Origin of the sequence: Denitrificimonas caeni, from assembly GCF_027498055.1 — a bacterium.
Classification (GTDB): domain Bacteria; phylum Pseudomonadota; class Gammaproteobacteria; order Pseudomonadales; family Pseudomonadaceae; genus Denitrificimonas.
Genome location: NZ_CP114976.1, coordinates 475,013 through 492,621 on the forward strand (window position 1 = coordinate 475,013; position 17,609 = coordinate 492,621).

The window sequence follows — 17,609 nt, forward strand, 5'->3', positions numbered from 1 at the left end:
CCACTGATGCGCATGAGTGGACGGCCAGATTACAACCGTTTATTGGTAAGCATCCTAGCATAATTGTAGTGCGCACTTATTCACTTATAACGGGCTGCCAGTCACAAAAACAGCCTACCGCGAGGGTATTTGCCGCTGCTACGGGGCGATTATCGAGCAGGGCATCTAAGACAGGTTCAATAAAGCTATTGCTTGAGTTGCACACTGCTCCTTCACTGTAGGGGCCAAAGTAGGCTAAGTGTCCAGTGCGGTCCCAAATCGCTACCGCAGGGCTGGCTGGCAAGTGCTCTGAGCCGGGCAAAGTACTTAAGTGACGCATACTGCTCAGCGCCTTGGGTAGTTGCCCTTGGCTGCCCGGCTTTTGTAAGTGGTAAAACTCCACTTCACCGTTATAGCGCTCCAGCATTTCCACTAAGTGCTGTTGATTGCCGACATTGCAGGGGCAGGCTGGGTCCCAAAAGTGCACAAAGCGAATTTTACCAGCGCCGGCCAGACTGGCTGGTAAACGCAGTTGCTGGCCGCTAAATACCGCAGTGGTTTCATTGAACGGGCGAATAAAGCGGGTTTTATACCACCATAAGCCGGTCACCATGGAGCCAAGCCACAGTACTAGAGCAATGCCAATCAGTATTTTTTTCAAAGTTAACCGTTTCATAAATAGCACATGGGCAAGGTAGTATAGAGTGCCATGGGCTGGACAAAATCTATATGTCACAGAATGTCGCAGCACTGATTTAATAAGGGTATTGATTGATGCTTGAGTTCGATTGGCAAGCTTTGGCGCATGAGTTACCAGAGCTTCAGATCAACAGTGTTGATCCTGAGTTGGCACAAGCCTGGCGAGAGTTTTATCAGATTGACTTCGGCCAGCGTTCCCCTGATCTTGATTGCCGTTTGGGCAGTGTTGAGGTTGCTGGCTATCGTGTTGCAGTGCAGGTCTGTCGGCCAGAGCAGGCGGTAGCGACCCTGATAGTGCTGCATGGCTATTATGACCACATGGGTTTATATGGTCATGTTTATGACTGGGCCTTGCAGCAAGGGTTTGCGGTACTGTCTTGTGATTTACCGGGGCATGGTTTATCCAGTGGTGCCCGCGCTAGCATTGATTCTTTTCAAGAGTACCAGCTGGTATTGCAGGCCTTGCTGAGCAAAGCACAGCAGCTGCATTTACCGCAACCTTGGCATCTGCTTGGGCAAAGTACAGGCGGGGCGATAGCCTTAGATTATGTTTTAACCCAGCAGCCAGTGAGTCAGTTAGGTGAAATAATTTTACTGGCACCTTTGGTGCGGCCACGGGCTTGGCGACAATCACAGTTACTTTATCAGTTAGTTAGACCTTTTCGCGCCAGCGTACCCCGGCGTTATAGCAACAACTCCCATGATGCGCAGTTTGTTGAGTTTGTGCGCCATGACCCTTTGCAGGCGCGGATTCTGCCCACAGCTTGGGTCGGTGCTTTAGCGCAGTGGATTGCTTATATTGAGCAAGCTCAACCCAGTGCCCGCAGCCCCATTATTGTGCAGGGCGCAGCAGATCAGACGGTGGACTGGCAGTACAATTTAAATGTACTGCGCGCTAAGTTTAGTGAGCCGAGAGTATTGCTACTGCCGCACGCGCGGCATCATTTAGCCAATGAACGGCAGGCTTTACGCAGCGACTACTTCAACTATCTGAGTGAGCAGCTGAGTTAACACAGAGCAGCTGCTATTGCCCGCTAGCTAAGCTGGCCCGCAGTGTTTTAAGGGCCGCTTGGTAATAGGCTTGGCCTTCTGTGGACTGAGCAAAATTTACCAACTCTTCCAGCTCTGCGTCGGATAAGTCTTGGTAAACATTGAGCAAGGTGTTATCTATATCGGCATCGATTTGCTTGATTAAGCGCTGGCGCTGGGTATCTAGCAGAGCATTGGCTTGTCCAGACCCCATAAGCCCTGGCAGCATTTGGCTTAAACTATCAGCCGCAACACTGCCCAGTGCCAAGGTCACTTCGGCACCGGCTTGGCTAGCGGGTAAGGCATTGGCCAAATGACGAATCAACAAGCGGCGCGTGGCATCGGCATGCATAATGGGTAAGCCGCTAGCATGACGCTGCAGTTGCTGTGGGTGTGTTGCCGCAACTTCAGCAGCACTGACTTTTTGGCCAATGGCAGAGTCAAAAAAGGCAAGGGCAGGACTTGGGTTAGCAAGGTGTTGGCGCAAGGCATGTTGCGCGCGCTCTTGCATGGCATCACTGGCGAAGCGCTGATTGCTGTTGTTCAGTAAGGCTTGGTAGATTGCCTCAGGTAATGTGTCTTGGTAGCGCAGTTGAGCCTGTTGCAAGGCGCTAGAGAAGTGCGCGTGCTGCTGTGGCCAGCCAGTTTTTTGGTACAGCTCAAGGTAGGCATCAGCGAAAATGCTTGGGCTGCTCAGTAGTAGGCAAGTCAATAATAAGAAACGCATTTAAATCTCCATAAAAATATTATTAAAAACGCGTTTATGCCCCAGAAAACATGTCTTGGGCAGCTGCTAGGTGGCTCGTAAAAATAAATATGTGGCCAAGCAAATTGCGCATATTATGCAGCATGTGCTGTGTGGTCTGCAGAATTAATCGACAGCCAGTAGCGTGCACAACGCACCAGGTAAGCTCTTAACTTAGGGTTCCACATGAATACATTAGCAATTGCCCCATTGTTTGCTCGTATTGTTGATGACTTGGCCACACATGGCTGGTCTCAACAAAGTATTTTTACGCCTACAGATCTGACAACACAACTCGCCCAAGAGTGCCATAAACGCGCGCAACGGGGGCAGTTAGAGTTGGCTGGTATTGGTCGCGGTGTTGCTAAGGTGGTCCACTCCGGTATTCGAGGCGATAAAATGCAGTGGCTGGAAGAGGGGCAGAATGCGGCGGTTGATCGTTATTTAGGCCTTATGGAGCAGCTGCGAGTGGCGTTGAATCAAACTTTATTTTTAGGTTTAGACGACTTTGAAAGCCACTTTGCTTTGTATCCAGCTGGGGCGTTTTACAAGAAGCACTTGGATCGTTTTCGTGATGATGATCGGCGTATTGTCACCTGCATAGCCTATTTAAATGAGCAGTGGCTGCCGGAGCATGGTGGTGAGTTGCGCATGTATTTAGATAATGAGTGCGTGCATGATGTGTTGCCGCAGGCCGGTACTTTAATGGTCTTTATGTCAGCAAACTGGCCTCATGAGGTTTTGCCTTCGACGCGGGAGCGCTTATCCATTACCGGTTGGTTTTTACGACGTGCTTAATCTCTAAGTATTAAAAAAGGGAAGCAGATGAGCTTCCCTTTTTATTAAGCGCTTATGCTGTGTTTAGTACAGAATACGGCAGCGCATAGTGCCTTCCACTTCTTGTAGCTTGCTTAACGCCAGCTCAGAGTGGGCAGCATCAATATCGATGACCACATAACCAACACTTTCATCAGTGCGTAAGAACTGACCAGAAACGTTGATTTTGTTGTCCGCGAACACCTTGTTAATTGCGCCCATAACACCTGGGATATTCTGGTGAATATGCAGGATACGGTGCTTGCCAGGGTGTGATGGCAGTGACATTTCAGGGAAGTTAACCGAGGACACCGAGGTACCGTTGTCACTGTACTTAACTAGTTTTTCAGCCACTTCTAGACCAATATTGGCCTGTGCTTCCTGGGTAGAGCCACCAATGTGCGGGGTCAGAATCACGTTATCAAAGCCACGCAGTGGGCTTTCAAATTCTTCACCATTAGAACGAGGCTCGGTTGGGAATACGTCAATTGCCGCGCCCAGTAAGTGACCATCTTTGATGGCTGCCGCCAAGGCTTCAATGACGACTACGGTACCGCGCGCAGCGTTCATTAAGATGCTGCCTTTTTTCATGGTGCGAATTTCTTTCTCACCAATCATCCACTCAGTGGACGGCAACTCTGGAACGTGTAACGAAACCACATCAGCCATGGCTAATAGTTCGTTGAGCGTGGCCACCTGGGTAGCGTTACCTAAAGGCAGCTTGGTTACTACGTCGTAGTAGAAAACGTCCATACCCAAGGCTTCTGCCAGTACGGAAAACTGCATACCAATTGAGCCATAGCCGATAATGCCGAGCTTTTTGCCGCGGATTTCGTATGAGTCAGTGGCACTCTTCATCCAACCACCACGGTGACTGGCAGCGTTGCGCTCAGGGATACCACGCATCAGCATGATGGCTTGAGCTAACACTAACTCGGCTACCGAGCGGGTGTTGGAGTAGGGCGCGTTAAACACTGCAATACCACGCTCACGAGCGGCATTGAGGTCTACCTGGTTAGTACCGATGCAGAAACAACCCACTGCAATCAGTTTTTTCGCACACTCAAAAACATCTTCAGTGAGTTGTGTACGCGAGCGAATGCCAACAAAGTGAGCATCAGCGATTTTTTCTTTTAATTCTGCTTCTGGTAATGCACCGGTAATATATTCAATATTTGTATAACCAGCTGCATTAAGTGTATCTATTGCGTTCTGGTGAACACCTTCAAGAAGAAGAAAACGAATTTTGCTTTTATCAAGCGATGTTTTACTCATCTGCGTAGACCTGTTGTCCTAATGTGAATGCAAGTTGACGGACAGTGAGAACTGACCGGAACGGCAAAAATAAAGCCGGCCCGGGAATCGGCGTGAGGCGCGACTAGCGGGACGCCCATGCTACCATAAGCAGCAGAAAAAACAGCCAGCCTTATGACGTGAAGAGTCTTCAGGCCGACCATGAACAGTTTGAGAGTTTCCAAAATGACCAATCTTGCCCTTATTGAAGAGTTAAAAACCCTAGTTGATGCAGGAAAAGTACTGACTGATGCGGATTCATTAGACGCTTACGGTAAGGACTGGACCAAGCATTTTGCCCCAGCACCGCTGGCCATTGTTTTCCCGAAAAGCCCTGAGCAAGTACAGGCTATCGTGCGCTGGGCTAACCAGCATAAGGTTGCGTTAGTGCCATCGGGTGGGCGTACTGGCTTATCAGCCGGCGCAGTGGCAGCCAACGGTGAAGTGGTGGTGTCCTTTGATAATATGAATCAAATCCTTGCTTTCAACGAGATGGATCGCACTGTGGTCTGTCAGCCCGGCGTAGCCACACAGCAGTTGCAAGAGTTCGCGCAGGATAAAGGTTTGTACTACCCGGTGGACTTTGCCTCGGCAGGTTCGAGCCAAATTGGCGGCAATATCGGTACCAATGCCGGCGGTATTAAAGTGATTCGCTATGGCATGACCCGTAACTGGGTGGCTGGTATGAAAGTGGTTACCGGTAAAGGTGATGTGCTGGAACTGAATAAAGATTTAATCAAAAACGCCACCGGCTATGATCTGCGCCAACTGTTTATCGGCGCTGAAGGCACTTTAGGTTTCGTCGTGGAAGCCACCATGCGTCTGGATCGTGCACCGAAAAATCTCACGGCTTTAGTGCTGGGTGCGCCAGATTTTGATTCCATCATGCCCGTACTGCATGCGTTTCAAAACAGCTTAGACCTCACGGCCTTTGAGTTTTTCTCCGATAAAGCGTTAGCTAAAGTGCTCGCCCGTGGTGATGTGCCAGCACCGTTTGAGACCGACTGCCCGTTTTATGCCTTAATTGAATTTGAAGCAGTGAATGATGAAGTCGCTGAGCAAGCTTTAAATACTTTTGAGCATTGTGTCGAACAAGGCTGGGTGCTCGATGGGGTCATGAGCCAAAGCGAGCAGCAGTTAGAAAACCTGTGGAAATTGCGTGAATATATTTCCGAAACCATCGCGCACTGGACGCCGTACAAAAACGATATTTCCGTAACTGTTGGCCAAGTACCGGCTTTCTTGCGGGATATTGATGAGATTGTGGCGAAAAACTACCCTGATTTTGAAGTGGTGTGGTTTGGTCATATTGGTGACGGTAACTTGCACCTGAATATTCTAAAGCCCGATAACCTCAGCAAAGACGAGTTTTTTGCCCAGTGTGCGACTGTTAACCAATGGGTATTTGAAACAGTACAGCAGTACAATGGCTCCATTTCCGCCGAGCATGGTGTGGGTATGACTAAGCGTGACTATTTGCATTACAGTCGTTCTGCGGAAGAAGTTGCTTATATGCAGGCAATTAAAGCTGTTTTTGATCCCAATGGCATCATGAATCCAGGCAAGATATTTCCAGTTTAATCCATGGCCGAGCGCTCTCGGGCGGTCGGTCGCTTGTAGATTTTTAAGGGTTTCTTATGAGCTATCAACATCAATACATTGACGGTACGCGCATTCATTTTCCGATTGGTAAGGTGGTCTGTGTTGGGCGCAACTATGCGGCCCACGCCAAAGAATTGAATAATCCTATTCCAACTGAGCCCTTGTTGTTTATTAAACCTGGCAGTTGTGTGGTCTCAGCCGAGGGTGGTTTTAATATCCCTCAAGGCCGCGGTGCGGTGCATTATGAAATTGAAATTGCGGTGTTGATTGGTAAACCGTTATCTCGTCAGCCCAATGAAGAAGAAGTCCTAGATGCAATTTCAGGGTACGCCCCAGCATTGGACTTAACTTTGCGCGATGTGCAAGAGGGGTTAAAAGAAAAAGGCTGGCCTTGGGAAGTGGCGAAGTCATTTGATGGCGCTTGTGTGTTAGCGCCTTTTGTTTCAGGTTTTGCCGTAAGCGATGCGGCTGATATTGCTGTGCGCTTAACTATTAATGGTGAAGTGCGCCAAGACAGCAACAGCGCAGAAATGCTCTATTCAATTATCCCACTGATTCAGCATATGGCTGGCCAGTTTGCGTTGCAGCCCGGCGATGTGGTGTTAACCGGAACCCCTGCTGGGGTCGGTCCACTGCAAGAGGGTGACGAATTAGTGATGGAGTTGCCAGGGCATACTGCGGTGAACACCTTTGTGCTGAAGCGGAACTAGCTGTGCCAGAGCTTCCTGAAGTTGAAACCACCCGCCGCGGTATTGCACCACACTTAATTGGTCAGCGCGTGCAACGGGTGGTGGTGCGCAATGCGCGCTTACGTTGGCCGATTCCCGAAGACTTGGATGTGCGTTTATCTGGGCAGCAGATTGTCAGTGTTGAGCGCCGCGCTAAGTACTTGCTGATTGCTGCTGAGGTGGGCACTTTGATCAGCCACTTGGGCATGTCCGGCAGTTTGCGCATGGTTGAGCAAGGTACCCCGGTAGAAAAACACGACCATGTGGATATTGAACTGGAGTCGGGGTTGATTTTACGCTACACCGATCCCCGTCGCTTTGGTGCCATGCTCTGGAGTACTGAGCCGCCGTTGCAGCATAAGCTGCTAAAAAAGCTTGGACCAGAACCCTTGTTGGATGACTTCTCCGCCAATCATTTGTACGAACGCTCCCGCGGTCGCAGTATGCCAATTAAGCCGTTTATTATGGATAACGCGGTGGTGGTGGGGGTGGGTAATATTTATGCCAGCGAAGCGTTATTTGCTGCGGGGATTGATCCGCGCCGCGCAGCAGGCAGTGTTTCTAAAGCACGCTATGCCAAGTTAACCACAGAAATTAAGCGTATTTTAGCTGTGGCTATTGAGCAGGGCGGCACCACTTTGCGTGATTTTGTGGGTGGCGACGGTAAACCCGGTTACTTCCAGCAAAAACTCTTTGTTTATGGTCGCGGTGGGCAGCCGTGCTTATCTTGTGGCCGCGAACTTAGCGAAGTAAAGTTGGGGCAAAGAGCCAGTGTGTATTGCAGTAAGTGCCAGAGTTAACAAAATAGGCATTAAAGGTTGATTTTGTTAACGGATAGCAGTTGCCTACGCTGACAAATGCATTGGTGCTGTATATAGTCGTTTATATCTAATAAATATCTGCTGAAGGATCGCTGTTATGAATATGTTTCGAATCACTGCTGCAATGTTAGCGCTGTGCATGAGCTTAATGAGCGTGCCGGTATCTGCCGGTAATGGCAATGTCAGTGGTAACCCAGAATACCAAGTGGATGCACCCCCGGCTTATGCGATGGTTGCTGATGCAGTGATTGCTCGCCCACTATTAATTGCCGGAACTATTATTGGTGCGGGATTATTTGTTGTGACATTACCTTTCACCGCATTAGGTGGTGGGGTTGACCGCGCCGGCCAAGCACTGGTGGTTGAGCCGGGTAAAGCGGCATTTGTGCGCTGCTTAGGCTGCACCAAAGATGGTTACAATAATCACGACGACTGATTCGATTGCGACCTTGAACTAAAAGGCTGCCTCACAATGAGAGCGGCCTTTTTTGCTTGTTTAAGTGCAGGCAAGAGCCATCTGTTTAACAGTGCTCACAGTGTTCTAACTGTGCTGCACATAATGCTTTATTTACGCCTTTGCGAGCCGTATTGTTGCGCAAGTACATTACGAGTTTGCCCTTGCGTGCAATAATTATTTTCCAACAATGCTCTGCGCTTTGGTGAGTGTATGGATAAGCTTAAATCTTTTTTGTTACCTGTATTAGCGCTGGCAGTCTTATCCGTAAGTTTCTGGTACAGCCCTGGCTGGTTGCAGCTTTGCGCTGGTTTAGCATTATTCTTATTTGGCATGCAGTGTCTAGAAGAGGGCTTGAAAAAGCTAGCTGGCGGTCGTTTAGAGCGGCTTTTAGAGCACAGTACTGCGACTCGCTTTAAAGGCTTTATCTTTGGCGTTGGCGGCACCATGGTGTTGCAGTCGACCACCCTGATGTCCTTGCTGACCATTGCTTTTATTAGTACTGGGTTGATTCAGCTGGCCGGTGGCATCTCGATTTTGCTGGGGATTAACTTAGGTACCAGTGGCGGGATGTGGCTGCTGGCAGCAGCAGGGCAAAACTTTAGCTTAAGCCCTGTCGCTCTGCCTTTATTAGTGTTTGGAGTGCTGGCTGGGTTTAGCGAGGGCAAGGGTAAAGGCATTGGCCGAATTATCTTAGGCATTGCTTTTATTTTCCTAGGTATTGACCAAATTAAAAGTGCTTTTGTGGAGTTTGGTAATCACCTTGAGGTGTTGGAGCAGGTCAGTCGCAGTTATTTAGGGCAGTTACTATTTATTGGTATGGGCATTCTCTTAACCGCCATGCTGATGTCCAGCCACGCCACTTTAATGCTTATTTTAGCGGCGTTAGCAGCCGGTCAATTAGAATTATGGCAAGGCATGTCCATGGCTATTGGTGGCAGTGTCGGTAGCAGTTTAAATGTTGCGGTCATGGGCTGGTTGGGGGGGGATCGTGGTGGTCAGCGTCTTGCCGCTGTGCATGTGCTCTTTAATGTGGTGACAGGTTTAACCACTTTTCTCTTGCTGACACCCCTGATGTGGTTGGTGCAGTGGATTATGAGTGGATTGGGCGCGGGCGATAACAGCCTGTTACAGCTGGCGATGTTTCAAACCTTATTTAATATTATCGGCGTGCTGCTCTTTTGGCCGTTGCAGTCGCAGTTAGAAGTTTGGTTGTGCCGACTTTTACCGGACCGAGCCGAGCCCAGTGTCTTGATTGTGGAGACGCAAACAGGTCAGCGCTCTACGGTGGAACAGCGCATTTTGCCGGAAACCCGCGCCCGTTATTTAAGTGAGGCTGCGTTGACCTCGGTGGACACTGCATCCCGCGCGGTTGTGCAAGAGTTGCAGCACTTAGGCCGTTTAAGTTTAGAAGTGATTTGCCATGCTTTGTATCAGCCAGTGGAGCAGCTATCTAGCGTTCGCGTGGATGAAGCACGGCTGAACTCGCGGCCCAATGATAACGAATGCCTAGATGCTGAAGAACTGTATTTGCGCCATATCAAGGGCGTCTACTCCGATTTATTGGGCTTTATGAGTCGCTTGGATGCTGAGATGGATGAAGAGCACCAGCAGTTTTGGATGACGTGTCAGGTGGTGGCTTTGCAGCTGGTGGATGCGGTCAAAGATGCCAAACATTTGCAGAAAAATATGGGCCGTTATTTAAGGGATGATGGGGCTTTGGTGCATCAGCACTATTTAGATTTGCGCCGCCATTTACTTTGGGTCTTGCGTCAAGTACGTGAGGTTGGCCGCTTAGACTTGCCCGATGATGTGTGGCGCAGCCGTCTTGATTGGGTGGATGGTCAGTCGTCTAAGTTCGATGCTGATTTCCGCCACCGTATATTCAGTGAGGTGCGCAGTCAGAAGTTGGATAACTTACAGGCCAGTTCATTAATGAATGATCTGGGGTATGCCAGCCGAATTACCCAAAGCCTACGCAATGTCCTGCAGTTAGGTTTGGTGGAGGAAAATGAATTGCTGCGCGAGGTGCGCAGTTTAGGTGGTGATGACGATGATTTCCCGCTGATTAATGTGTCGTCGTAAGTACTAGTGGTGCAAACTTGCGCCGTGCCCACGGGGATCGCTAGCAGCAGCGCTATGGCCCGAGTCTTTCTGCCACCAGAGCACTTGCTGGTTACCGTAATTGCGGGTCAGTTCTTTGAGCTCATGACCTTTTTTCATTAGACGCTGCTGTTGCGCAGCGGTTAAAGCGCCTGGCTCAAAACCCAATACATCCGGTAAGTATTGGTGGTGGATACGGGCGCTGGCAACCCACTGCTGCGGAGCTTGGCCATCCAAGTACTCCAGCATCGCGAGAACATTCATGCTGGGGATGCGGCTACCGCCTGGCGTACCAAAAGCAGAAAAATCATTTGGGCCCTCGATAAAACTTGGGCTCATGGATGAGAGCGGTCGTTTACCGGCTTGAATTTTATTAGCAGCGCTACCGGTCAAACCGTAGGCATTACTGCCTTCCAAGTCAGCGGCGAAGTCATCCATTTCGTCATTTAAGAGCACCCCAGTGCCGGGTACAGTAAAGGCTGCACCAAACATCATGTTCAGCGAAAGGGTAGCAGCAACAGCATTGCCCTCTTGATCAAGTACGGCAAAGTGGGTGGTGTGATCACCTTCATGCAGTGCTGGGCTGGGCGCCAAGCTCGCACTGGGAGTGGCTTGGTCAACTTTGATGCTATCGGCCAGCTCAACAATGTGCGCGCGCTCTAGGAGTGCTTGGGTGGGGTTGCTGACAAAGTCAGGGTCACCGAGCAAGCCGCGGTCTCGATAAGCGCGACGCAAAACTTCAGTAATATAGTGAGCACGCTGTGCAGGTTCGGCTTGCTGCCAAGGCAAGCGCTGTAGCATCAAGAGACTTTGCGCAATGGCAATACCGCCAGCAGATGGCGGTGGCGCGGTAATGAGTTGACGCTGTTGTGCTAATGGCACCAATAAAGGTGCGCGCCATTCAACGTGATATTGGCTTAAGTCCTGTAAGGACCAAATGCCGCCGGCGTGTTGCACAGCGTCCACCAGTGTTTGCGCAAATGCCCCTTGGTAAAAACTCTGTCCACCCTGTGTGGCCAGCATAGTTAAGGTTGCCGCTAAGTCGGGTTGGCGTAAAGTCCAGCCAAGCTTAGGAATTTGTTGTTGTTGCAGAAAAATCCGTGCCGACTCAGGGTTATTTTGCAGTGCAGCTAAGCGCCAACTGGCGCGCTCCTGATAGACTGCATCAATGGCAAAACCATCGCGGGCTAAAGCTATGGCCGGGGCCAAGTTGCTGGCTAAGGGTAGGCGCGCGTGCTGTTGAGTGAGGGCGTCTAGGGCTGCAGGAATGCCAGGAATAGCTGCGGCCAGAGCACCGTTCAGTGACAGCAGAGGGTCAATGACACCATCCACTCGGTACAGATCAGCATCAGCAGCCAGCGGTGCGCGCTCGCGAGCATCGAGAAAATGATAATCAGCTGTTTTAGCTGCGCGGCGCAACAAGTAAAAACCACCGCCACCTAAACCAGAACCGTAAGGTTCAACCACAGCAAGGGCTGCGGTTACGGCAATGGCAGCATCAACTGCATTGCCACCTTGCTTAAGCACGGTGATACCGGCAGCGCTGGCCAGTGGGTGAGCGCTACTAACGTAAGCCTGTTGTGGCGGTTGCTCGGCTGTGGCAACCAGCACCCAGCATAAAACCATACTGAGGAGGCCGCGCGCTAATCGATGCATAGTTAAGCCTAAGCTTGCCCGGTGATGATTTTATATTTTTCCATCAACTCGTCTTGGCTTTCCACATGATTGGGGTCCAGTGGGATGCAGTCCACAGGGCAGACTTGCACACACTGTGGTTCATCGTAGTGGCCAACACACTCAGTGCACAGGTTTGGATCAATTTCATAGATCTCTTCACCCTGTGAAATTGCACTGTTGGGGCATTCAGGCTCACAAACATCACAGTTAATGCAGTCATCGGTAATGATAAGCGACATGGAGCAACTCCTCTTGAGCAGTAAGGGCACAATATAATTAACGCATTGTGCCGCAATCTAAACCGGCATGCAGTGTTAGCTTGGCAAAGGCTTGCTATAGAAGTCACTTCTTGAAGCGAGCGGCCAAGGCTTTACCCACTGCTGGGTGGACAAACTCAGAAATATCACCGTCCAGAGCCGCAATCTCACGCACCAGCGTTGAAGAAATAAATGAATACTTCTCCGAAGGGGTGAGGAATAGGCTTTCTACATTGGGGGCTAATTTGCGGTTCATATTGGCCAGTTGGAATTCGTATTCAAAATCCGAGACTGCCCGTAAACCGCGCATTAAGACGTTGGCATCCACTTCTTTAACAAAGTGTGCGAGCAGGTTGTTAAAACCAACCACTTTAACGTTTGGCAGGTGTGCAGTGACTTCTTCAGCCAAAGCAACACGCTCTTCTAAGCTAAATAAGGGCTGCTTTTTTGGGCTGGCAGCTACGGCAACAATCACATGCTCAAAAAGCCGCGCAGCACGTTCGATTAGATCGCTGTGGCCACGGGTGATTGGATCGAAAGTGCCCGGGTACAAAACACGGTTCATTGCGACGTCCTTTAGGGCGTTAAAAAGTGCTGCAATCTTAACGCAGCAACACTGGGAGCGCAAAAAGGTTTCGTGGTGAGAGACTTTTACCGAGTGCCTACCAGCCTATTAGAGCGGGCAGACACCTTGGCTAGCGGTTTTCTAAACATACAGCTTAGCGTTTGAAAGCGCTTTAGAAGCCAATCACCTTGCGGTTTTTTTCTAATAAATTAGCACCCATGGTTGCTGGGTTAGCGGCAGTGATACCGTCACGCAAGTCATCGGCGCTATGACCGGTATTGGGTAAGTAAAGGGCGCACACTGAAGCCGTTGCACCTTTTTTCAGGGCTCCGTCTAATAATTGAGCAGGGGTTACATTGTTGGGTTTAAGAGCGTCGCCAGTTGCGCCTTTTAAAGCGATGTCACCTGCTTTATCGCAGAGTAAAATATCAACCTGAGCGCCTTGCTCTTGCATTTGATTGGCTAACACCATCGCCATACCTTGGGCCATGGTGCTGGCTGAGGCTAGAGTAACAGTAACTTGTTGCTGATCAGCAGCGAGGCTATAGCTACTTGTTGCGGCAAAAAATAATGCTAAAAGTGTTTTTTTCATGAGCAATCTCCAGAAAGTTAGTCTGGATTTATTATACATAGATGTAAATTAATAAAACTGCTCAGTTGTCGCAGGTAGCACAGCACCGACCATTGCTGAACAGTGGCCGGTGCTGAGGCGTGACTACTCTTCTGTTTCTTCTGGAGGAACAATTACATCGGTGTAGTTTTCTGGCTCAATCAGGGCGCGGTGCAAGGCAATAATAGCCGCATCGTAATCACTTTCTTGTACGGTAATCTGCATTTCCACCTGACGGATGGTCTGCTGCAGCGCTTGTACGCTGATGCCCGCATCCGCCAAGGCCGTTGCGGTTTTCGCCAGAATCCCTTTGACTTTCATATTCGAGCCAATGGCGGAAACAATGGACACGTTATGCACAGTCACTTCGGCGCTGGAGTAGCACTCTTCAATCATGCGCGCAGCACGGTTGATAATCTTGCGTGAGCCGGCGCAGTAGTAAGTGATGCTGTTGGCATCACGGGATTTATTCACCACATAGAGTTTGAGCTGGCGCAGAATGTTGGTGATTTCGTTGTCATAACCCATATCACCGAGCATTTCTTGGTCAAACACTTCAATGCCGAAAATATCTTTACGTCCAGCAATAATCTCTACCCGTGGTTTAACACTGGCGTAATCTTGGCTGATTAAGGTGCCGGCATCTTCGGGTTCAAAGGCGTTTTTAATGCGCAGTTCAACACCCGCGCGGCGCAAGGTTTTACCTGCCCGAGGGTGAATGGCTTCCATACCTAAGTTCGAGAGCTGATCGGCCACATCATAGTTGGTCATGCCAATGGTCACCACCTTGTCTGCACCCACTAGGTTTGGATCAGCGGTGCTCAGGTGAAACTCTTTATGAATAATGGCTTCTTTGGCGCCAGTGGCCGCAGCAATTTGCGCGAAGGTAATCTCGGTGTAACCGCGATCGTAAGTATTCATTAAGCCTTCGGTGCAATGGGTATAGCCTGGAGCAATTACCATTTCTTTGCTGAAGTCGATGCCTTGGAAGTGATGTTCAATCATTTCTTTAAAGGGCAAAGGCTCCGCCGCTTCCCAGCCTGTGAGGTCGGCAAAGCGCGCATTAATGCCTTTTAGCTTAAGCGCCAACACAGTATTGAAGGCACTGTGGGCTTCACCTAAAGAGGCGAGCATTTCCCGTACTTTCATCAGGTGTTCGGTGAGCTGGAAGTGCCCAAAGTGACACAACTGATGCAAGCTGTGCATCACATCAAAGCAGTCATCAATGCGGCGATTAATAAATTGGTTGGCTTGCTCTAGGGCGTGGCTGCTATCAGAAAAGATTTCTGTGTTTTTAGCCAGCATGGCTTCGCGCACTTTTTCTAAGGGTTCTTGCCAAGCTTCTTCACTGCTGGCCTCAGCAAAGCGTTGGTAAACACCAGCTTCACCGGTTTTTTTATGCTCTAACAATTGGTTGGTCATGCCGCTGTAGGCTGACACCACAAAAATACGTTGGTAAAGACCGTGCTTAGGGTGTTGCGATAAGAAAATATTTTCTAACAGGTCCTTGAAGCAGCTCATTGAAGTGCCGCCAATTTTCTCTACGGTATGCATGTGTGCGTCCGTTCTAAATAAGTTAATCGATGGGGATGAGTAGGGCGCAGAATGCGTCGCTCATGGTGTTGAGTGTCGCCACCAAGCGTGTAGGTGGCACGGACACTTGAAGTGTAATAAAGCGGCGCTGGAATAACTATAGCGCCGCTTGGGTTTTTCACGCTGAACCGCTAGAAAAGGACTTAAAGCGGGTAAACACCGTTTTCGTCGTGCACTTCTTTACCATTGAGGGGTGGGTTAAATACGCAAGCCATTTTCATGTCTTCGCTACCACCGCGCAGTAAGTGCTCATCGTGCTTATCCAGAATGTACAAAGTACCGGCTTCAATTGGGTAGACCTTGCCATCTTTGAGCGTTTCAATTTCGCCATTACCGCTCATGCAGTACACAGACTCCAAGTGGTTTTGATACCAGATGTGGGTTTCTGTGTTGGCATAGATAGTGGTGATATGAAACGAGAAGCCCATGTTGTCTTCTTTTAACAGCATGCGCGTGCTTTCCCAGTTTTCAGACACTACACGGCGTTCACTGTTTTCTGCATCTTTAAGGGTACGAACAATCATTATTAAAACTCCTGTTAGCGCTGCTTATTATTTACGCAGCCAGCAGCGCGATTAAATAAGGTCAATTCAACGCGTTTACTGGGATTACTTAGCAGCTAAAACAGCAGCAAAGGCGTTGTCTAAAATAGTCATAGCCTGATCAATTTGCTCATGGCTAATGGTCAGTGGGCATAAGCACTTCACAACTTCACTGTGCGCACCACTGGTTTCAATCACGAGGCCATTTTCAAAGGCATGCTCACAAATTTGAGCGGCAATTTCACCGTTAAGGCAGCTGATACCAATCATCATGCCGCGACCTTTGAAAAACAGGCCATCAGCGCTATGACGCTTGGTGATTTGCTGCATGCGCTCAGCAATAATTGCACCTTTTTCACGTACCGACTTGGCAAAGCTATCGTCCTGCCAGAACTCTTCTAGGGCCGCAGCGGCTGTAACAAAGGCATGGTTGTTACCACGGAAGGTGCCGTTGTGCTCGCCTGGAGTCCACTCATCCAGCTTGCCGCGCATTAACAGCACAGCAAAGGGCAGGCCGTAGCCACTGATGGATTTTGACAGGGTGATCATATCTGGCTTAATGCCCATTTCTTCAAAACTGAAGAAGGTACCAGTACGGCCACAACCGGCTTGAATATCATCAACAATCAAGAGCATGTCGTGCTTGCGGCACAGTCTTTCTAGGTTGCGTACCCAGTCAGCTGATGCAGCATTAAGACCGCCTTCACCCTGGACCACTTCAACAATGACGGCTGCAGGCTTATCGATACCGCTGCTTGGGTCAGAGAGCATTTTGTCCATCATTTCGATGCTGTTCACATCTTTGCCAAAGTAATTGTCGTATGGCATACGGGTTACATCTGACAAGGCAACGCCAGCTGCACCACGGTGATGTTGGTTGCCGGTGACCGCTAGGGCACCAATGGTGCAACCATGGAAACCGTTGGTGAAGCTAATTACGTTGTTGCGGCCTTTCACCTTACGCGCCAGTTTCAGCGCAGCTTCCACTGCGTTGGTTCCAGTAGGACCAGTAAACTGCACCAAGTAATCTTGCATGTTGCGCGGTGATAAAATCAGACGGTTAAAGGTTTCTAAAAATATCTCTTTTGCGTCTGTGTACATATCTAAACCATGGGTTAAACCATCGTTCTCAATGTATTCAAGCAAAGCTTTTTTCAACACCGGGTGGTTATGGCCGTAGTTTAAAGTACCGGCACCGGCTAAAAAATCAATGTAGCGCTTACCATCTTTGGTAATCAGCTCAGCACCCTTGGCTTGTTGAAACATAACTGGGAATGAGCGGCAATAACTTCTTACGCCAGATTCGTTCTTTTCGAAATTCTGTTCGAAGAGTTTCATGTCTAATCCTGTAATATTTTTTTATCGGAATTGAGAGATAAAGGTCCCGCACGGTACAGCTCTTCGTCTTCACTTTGCCCAGCAAAATGCTTTTGACTGGAAAACAGTACTGACGTGTCGTGAGGGATTTCTAACTGTTTAAAGGCTTTTAAAAATAAAGCCTGAGAGGCGGCGTTACTTGGGGTAATAGTGGTTTCTATATACCGAACGCCTTGAGCGGCGACCCGTGCAATCAGGGCTAACAACATGCGCAGCGCTAAACCTTGACCTCGCATACTGCTGTCAACAGCCACTTGCCACACGAAAAGGGTATCGGGGCGGGCTGGAGGGCGGTAGCCGGAAATGAAACCAACCAGGTTTCCATCGGCGTTTTCCGCAGCAATAGCAGTATCCGCAAAGTCAGTGCACTGAAGTAAGTTGCAGTACACCGAGTTGGTGTCTAGGGGCTGGCAGCGAGCGACCAGTTGATGCAGCGCGTGGCCGTCACCGTCGCTAGGTTGACGGAGTTTGACGGTAGCAGAACTCAAAATAAATCCTTGTGGTTATTGGTTGAGCCTTTTAAGAATAGGCAGCTTAAAAAATAATAACAACCGCGGTTCTGGGGAAGAGCGTTGATCTGGGGGGCAGAAAAGGCTGTTTTTTAACCAACAAAAAATCCCGCTTCGGCAAGCTATAGCGCTGCGAAACGGGGATCGAAAAAAACCACAAAATAGGCCTGAAAAAATATTTTAATTATTTTTGTTTTTTTCATAAAAAGG

General features: G+C 49.3%; 18 protein-coding genes. 7 read left to right on the forward strand and 11 right to left on the reverse strand.

Annotated elements, in window-relative coordinates:
- Positions 1-76: 76 nt before the first annotated feature.
- Complete coding sequence (locus O6P33_RS02335; RefSeq protein ID WP_269818644.1) at positions 77-655, reverse strand: DUF6436 domain-containing protein; 579 nt, start codon at positions 653-655, stop codon at positions 77-79.
- A gap of 98 nt (positions 656-753) precedes the next feature.
- Between O6P33_RS02335 and O6P33_RS02340 the strand changes: the two genes are divergently transcribed.
- Positions 754-1,689: an alpha/beta fold hydrolase gene (locus O6P33_RS02340; RefSeq protein ID WP_269818645.1), complete on the forward strand. Its 936-nt coding sequence runs from the start codon at positions 754-756 to the stop codon at positions 1,687-1,689.
- 13 nt (positions 1,690-1,702) lie between these two features.
- Here the strand turns inward: O6P33_RS02340 and O6P33_RS02345 are convergent, their stop codons facing one another.
- On the reverse strand, positions 1,703-2,434 hold the full coding sequence (locus O6P33_RS02345) for a hypothetical protein (protein WP_269818646.1): 732 nt from the start codon (positions 2,432-2,434) through the stop codon (positions 1,703-1,705).
- 204 nt (positions 2,435-2,638) lie between these two features.
- On the opposite strand from O6P33_RS02345, the gene O6P33_RS02350 reads away from it, so the two are divergent.
- Positions 2,639-3,250: a 2OG-Fe(II) oxygenase gene (locus O6P33_RS02350; RefSeq protein WP_269818647.1), complete on the forward strand. Its 612-nt coding sequence runs from the start codon at positions 2,639-2,641 to the stop codon at positions 3,248-3,250.
- A 63-nt stretch (positions 3,251-3,313) separates the two neighbouring features.
- Here O6P33_RS02350 and serA read toward each other — a convergent pair whose 3' ends face one another.
- Entirely contained in the window at positions 3,314-4,543 is a 1,230-nt protein-coding gene (serA, locus tag O6P33_RS02355; protein WP_269818648.1) for a phosphoglycerate dehydrogenase, read from the reverse strand.
- Between the two features lie 204 nt (positions 4,544-4,747).
- On the opposite strand from serA, the gene O6P33_RS02360 reads away from it, so the two are divergent.
- The 5 genes from O6P33_RS02360 (at position 4,748) to O6P33_RS02380 (ending at position 10,251) form a co-directional block, all read left to right on the forward strand.
- The gene (locus tag O6P33_RS02360; protein ID WP_269818649.1) at positions 4,748-6,142 is read left to right on the forward strand and encodes an FAD-binding oxidoreductase; all 1,395 of its coding nucleotides are present in this window, start codon (positions 4,748-4,750) and stop codon (positions 6,140-6,142) included.
- 56 nt (positions 6,143-6,198) lie between these two features.
- Positions 6,199-6,873 carry a fumarylacetoacetate hydrolase family protein gene (locus O6P33_RS02365; RefSeq protein ID WP_269818650.1) on the forward strand — a complete coding sequence of 225 codons (675 nt, stop codon included), beginning with the start codon at positions 6,199-6,201 and terminating at the stop codon, positions 6,871-6,873.
- Positions 6,874-6,875: 2 nt separating this feature from the next.
- Positions 6,876-7,691 (forward strand): bifunctional DNA-formamidopyrimidine glycosylase/DNA-(apurinic or apyrimidinic site) lyase, encoded by an 816-nt coding sequence (gene mutM, locus O6P33_RS02370; RefSeq protein ID WP_269818651.1) that lies wholly within the window; start codon positions 6,876-6,878, stop codon positions 7,689-7,691.
- 118 nt (positions 7,692-7,809) lie between these two features.
- Positions 7,810-8,148 (forward strand): multidrug transporter, encoded by a 339-nt coding sequence (locus O6P33_RS02375; protein WP_269818652.1) that lies wholly within the window; start codon positions 7,810-7,812, stop codon positions 8,146-8,148.
- A 231-nt stretch (positions 8,149-8,379) separates the two neighbouring features.
- Entirely contained in the window at positions 8,380-10,251 is a 1,872-nt protein-coding gene (locus tag O6P33_RS02380; protein ID WP_269818653.1) for a Na/Pi cotransporter family protein, read from the forward strand.
- 3 nt (positions 10,252-10,254) lie between these two features.
- Here O6P33_RS02380 and ggt read toward each other — a convergent pair whose 3' ends face one another.
- From ggt to ectA, 8 genes are all read right to left on the reverse strand, one after another.
- Complete coding sequence (gene ggt, locus O6P33_RS02385) at positions 10,255-11,925, reverse strand: gamma-glutamyltransferase (protein ID WP_420094955.1); 1,671 nt, start codon at positions 11,923-11,925, stop codon at positions 10,255-10,257.
- An 8-nt stretch (positions 11,926-11,933) separates the two neighbouring features.
- Positions 11,934-12,185 (reverse strand): YfhL family 4Fe-4S dicluster ferredoxin, encoded by a 252-nt coding sequence (locus O6P33_RS02390; protein ID WP_269818654.1) that lies wholly within the window; start codon positions 12,183-12,185, stop codon positions 11,934-11,936.
- Positions 12,186-12,288: 103 nt separating this feature from the next.
- Positions 12,289-12,768 carry a pantetheine-phosphate adenylyltransferase gene (coaD, locus tag O6P33_RS02395; RefSeq protein ID WP_269818655.1) on the reverse strand — a complete coding sequence of 160 codons (480 nt, stop codon included), beginning with the start codon at positions 12,766-12,768 and terminating at the stop codon, positions 12,289-12,291.
- Positions 12,769-12,940: 172 nt separating this feature from the next.
- A complete protein-coding gene (locus O6P33_RS02400) occupies positions 12,941-13,360 on the reverse strand; it encodes a hypothetical protein (protein ID WP_269818656.1) in 420 nt (139 codons plus the stop codon).
- A 123-nt stretch (positions 13,361-13,483) separates the two neighbouring features.
- Entirely contained in the window at positions 13,484-14,932 is a 1,449-nt protein-coding gene (locus tag O6P33_RS02405) for an aspartate kinase (protein ID WP_269818657.1), read from the reverse strand.
- Between the two features lie 182 nt (positions 14,933-15,114).
- Positions 15,115-15,495 carry an ectoine synthase gene (locus tag O6P33_RS02410; protein ID WP_269818658.1) on the reverse strand — a complete coding sequence of 127 codons (381 nt, stop codon included), beginning with the start codon at positions 15,493-15,495 and terminating at the stop codon, positions 15,115-15,117.
- Between the two features lie 84 nt (positions 15,496-15,579).
- A complete protein-coding gene (ectB, locus tag O6P33_RS02415; RefSeq protein ID WP_269818659.1) occupies positions 15,580-16,851 on the reverse strand; it encodes a diaminobutyrate--2-oxoglutarate transaminase in 1,272 nt (423 codons plus the stop codon).
- Between the two features lie 2 nt (positions 16,852-16,853).
- Positions 16,854-17,378: a diaminobutyrate acetyltransferase gene (ectA, locus tag O6P33_RS02420; protein ID WP_269818660.1), complete on the reverse strand. Its 525-nt coding sequence runs from the start codon at positions 17,376-17,378 to the stop codon at positions 16,854-16,856.
- Positions 17,379-17,609: the final 231 nt, after the last annotated feature.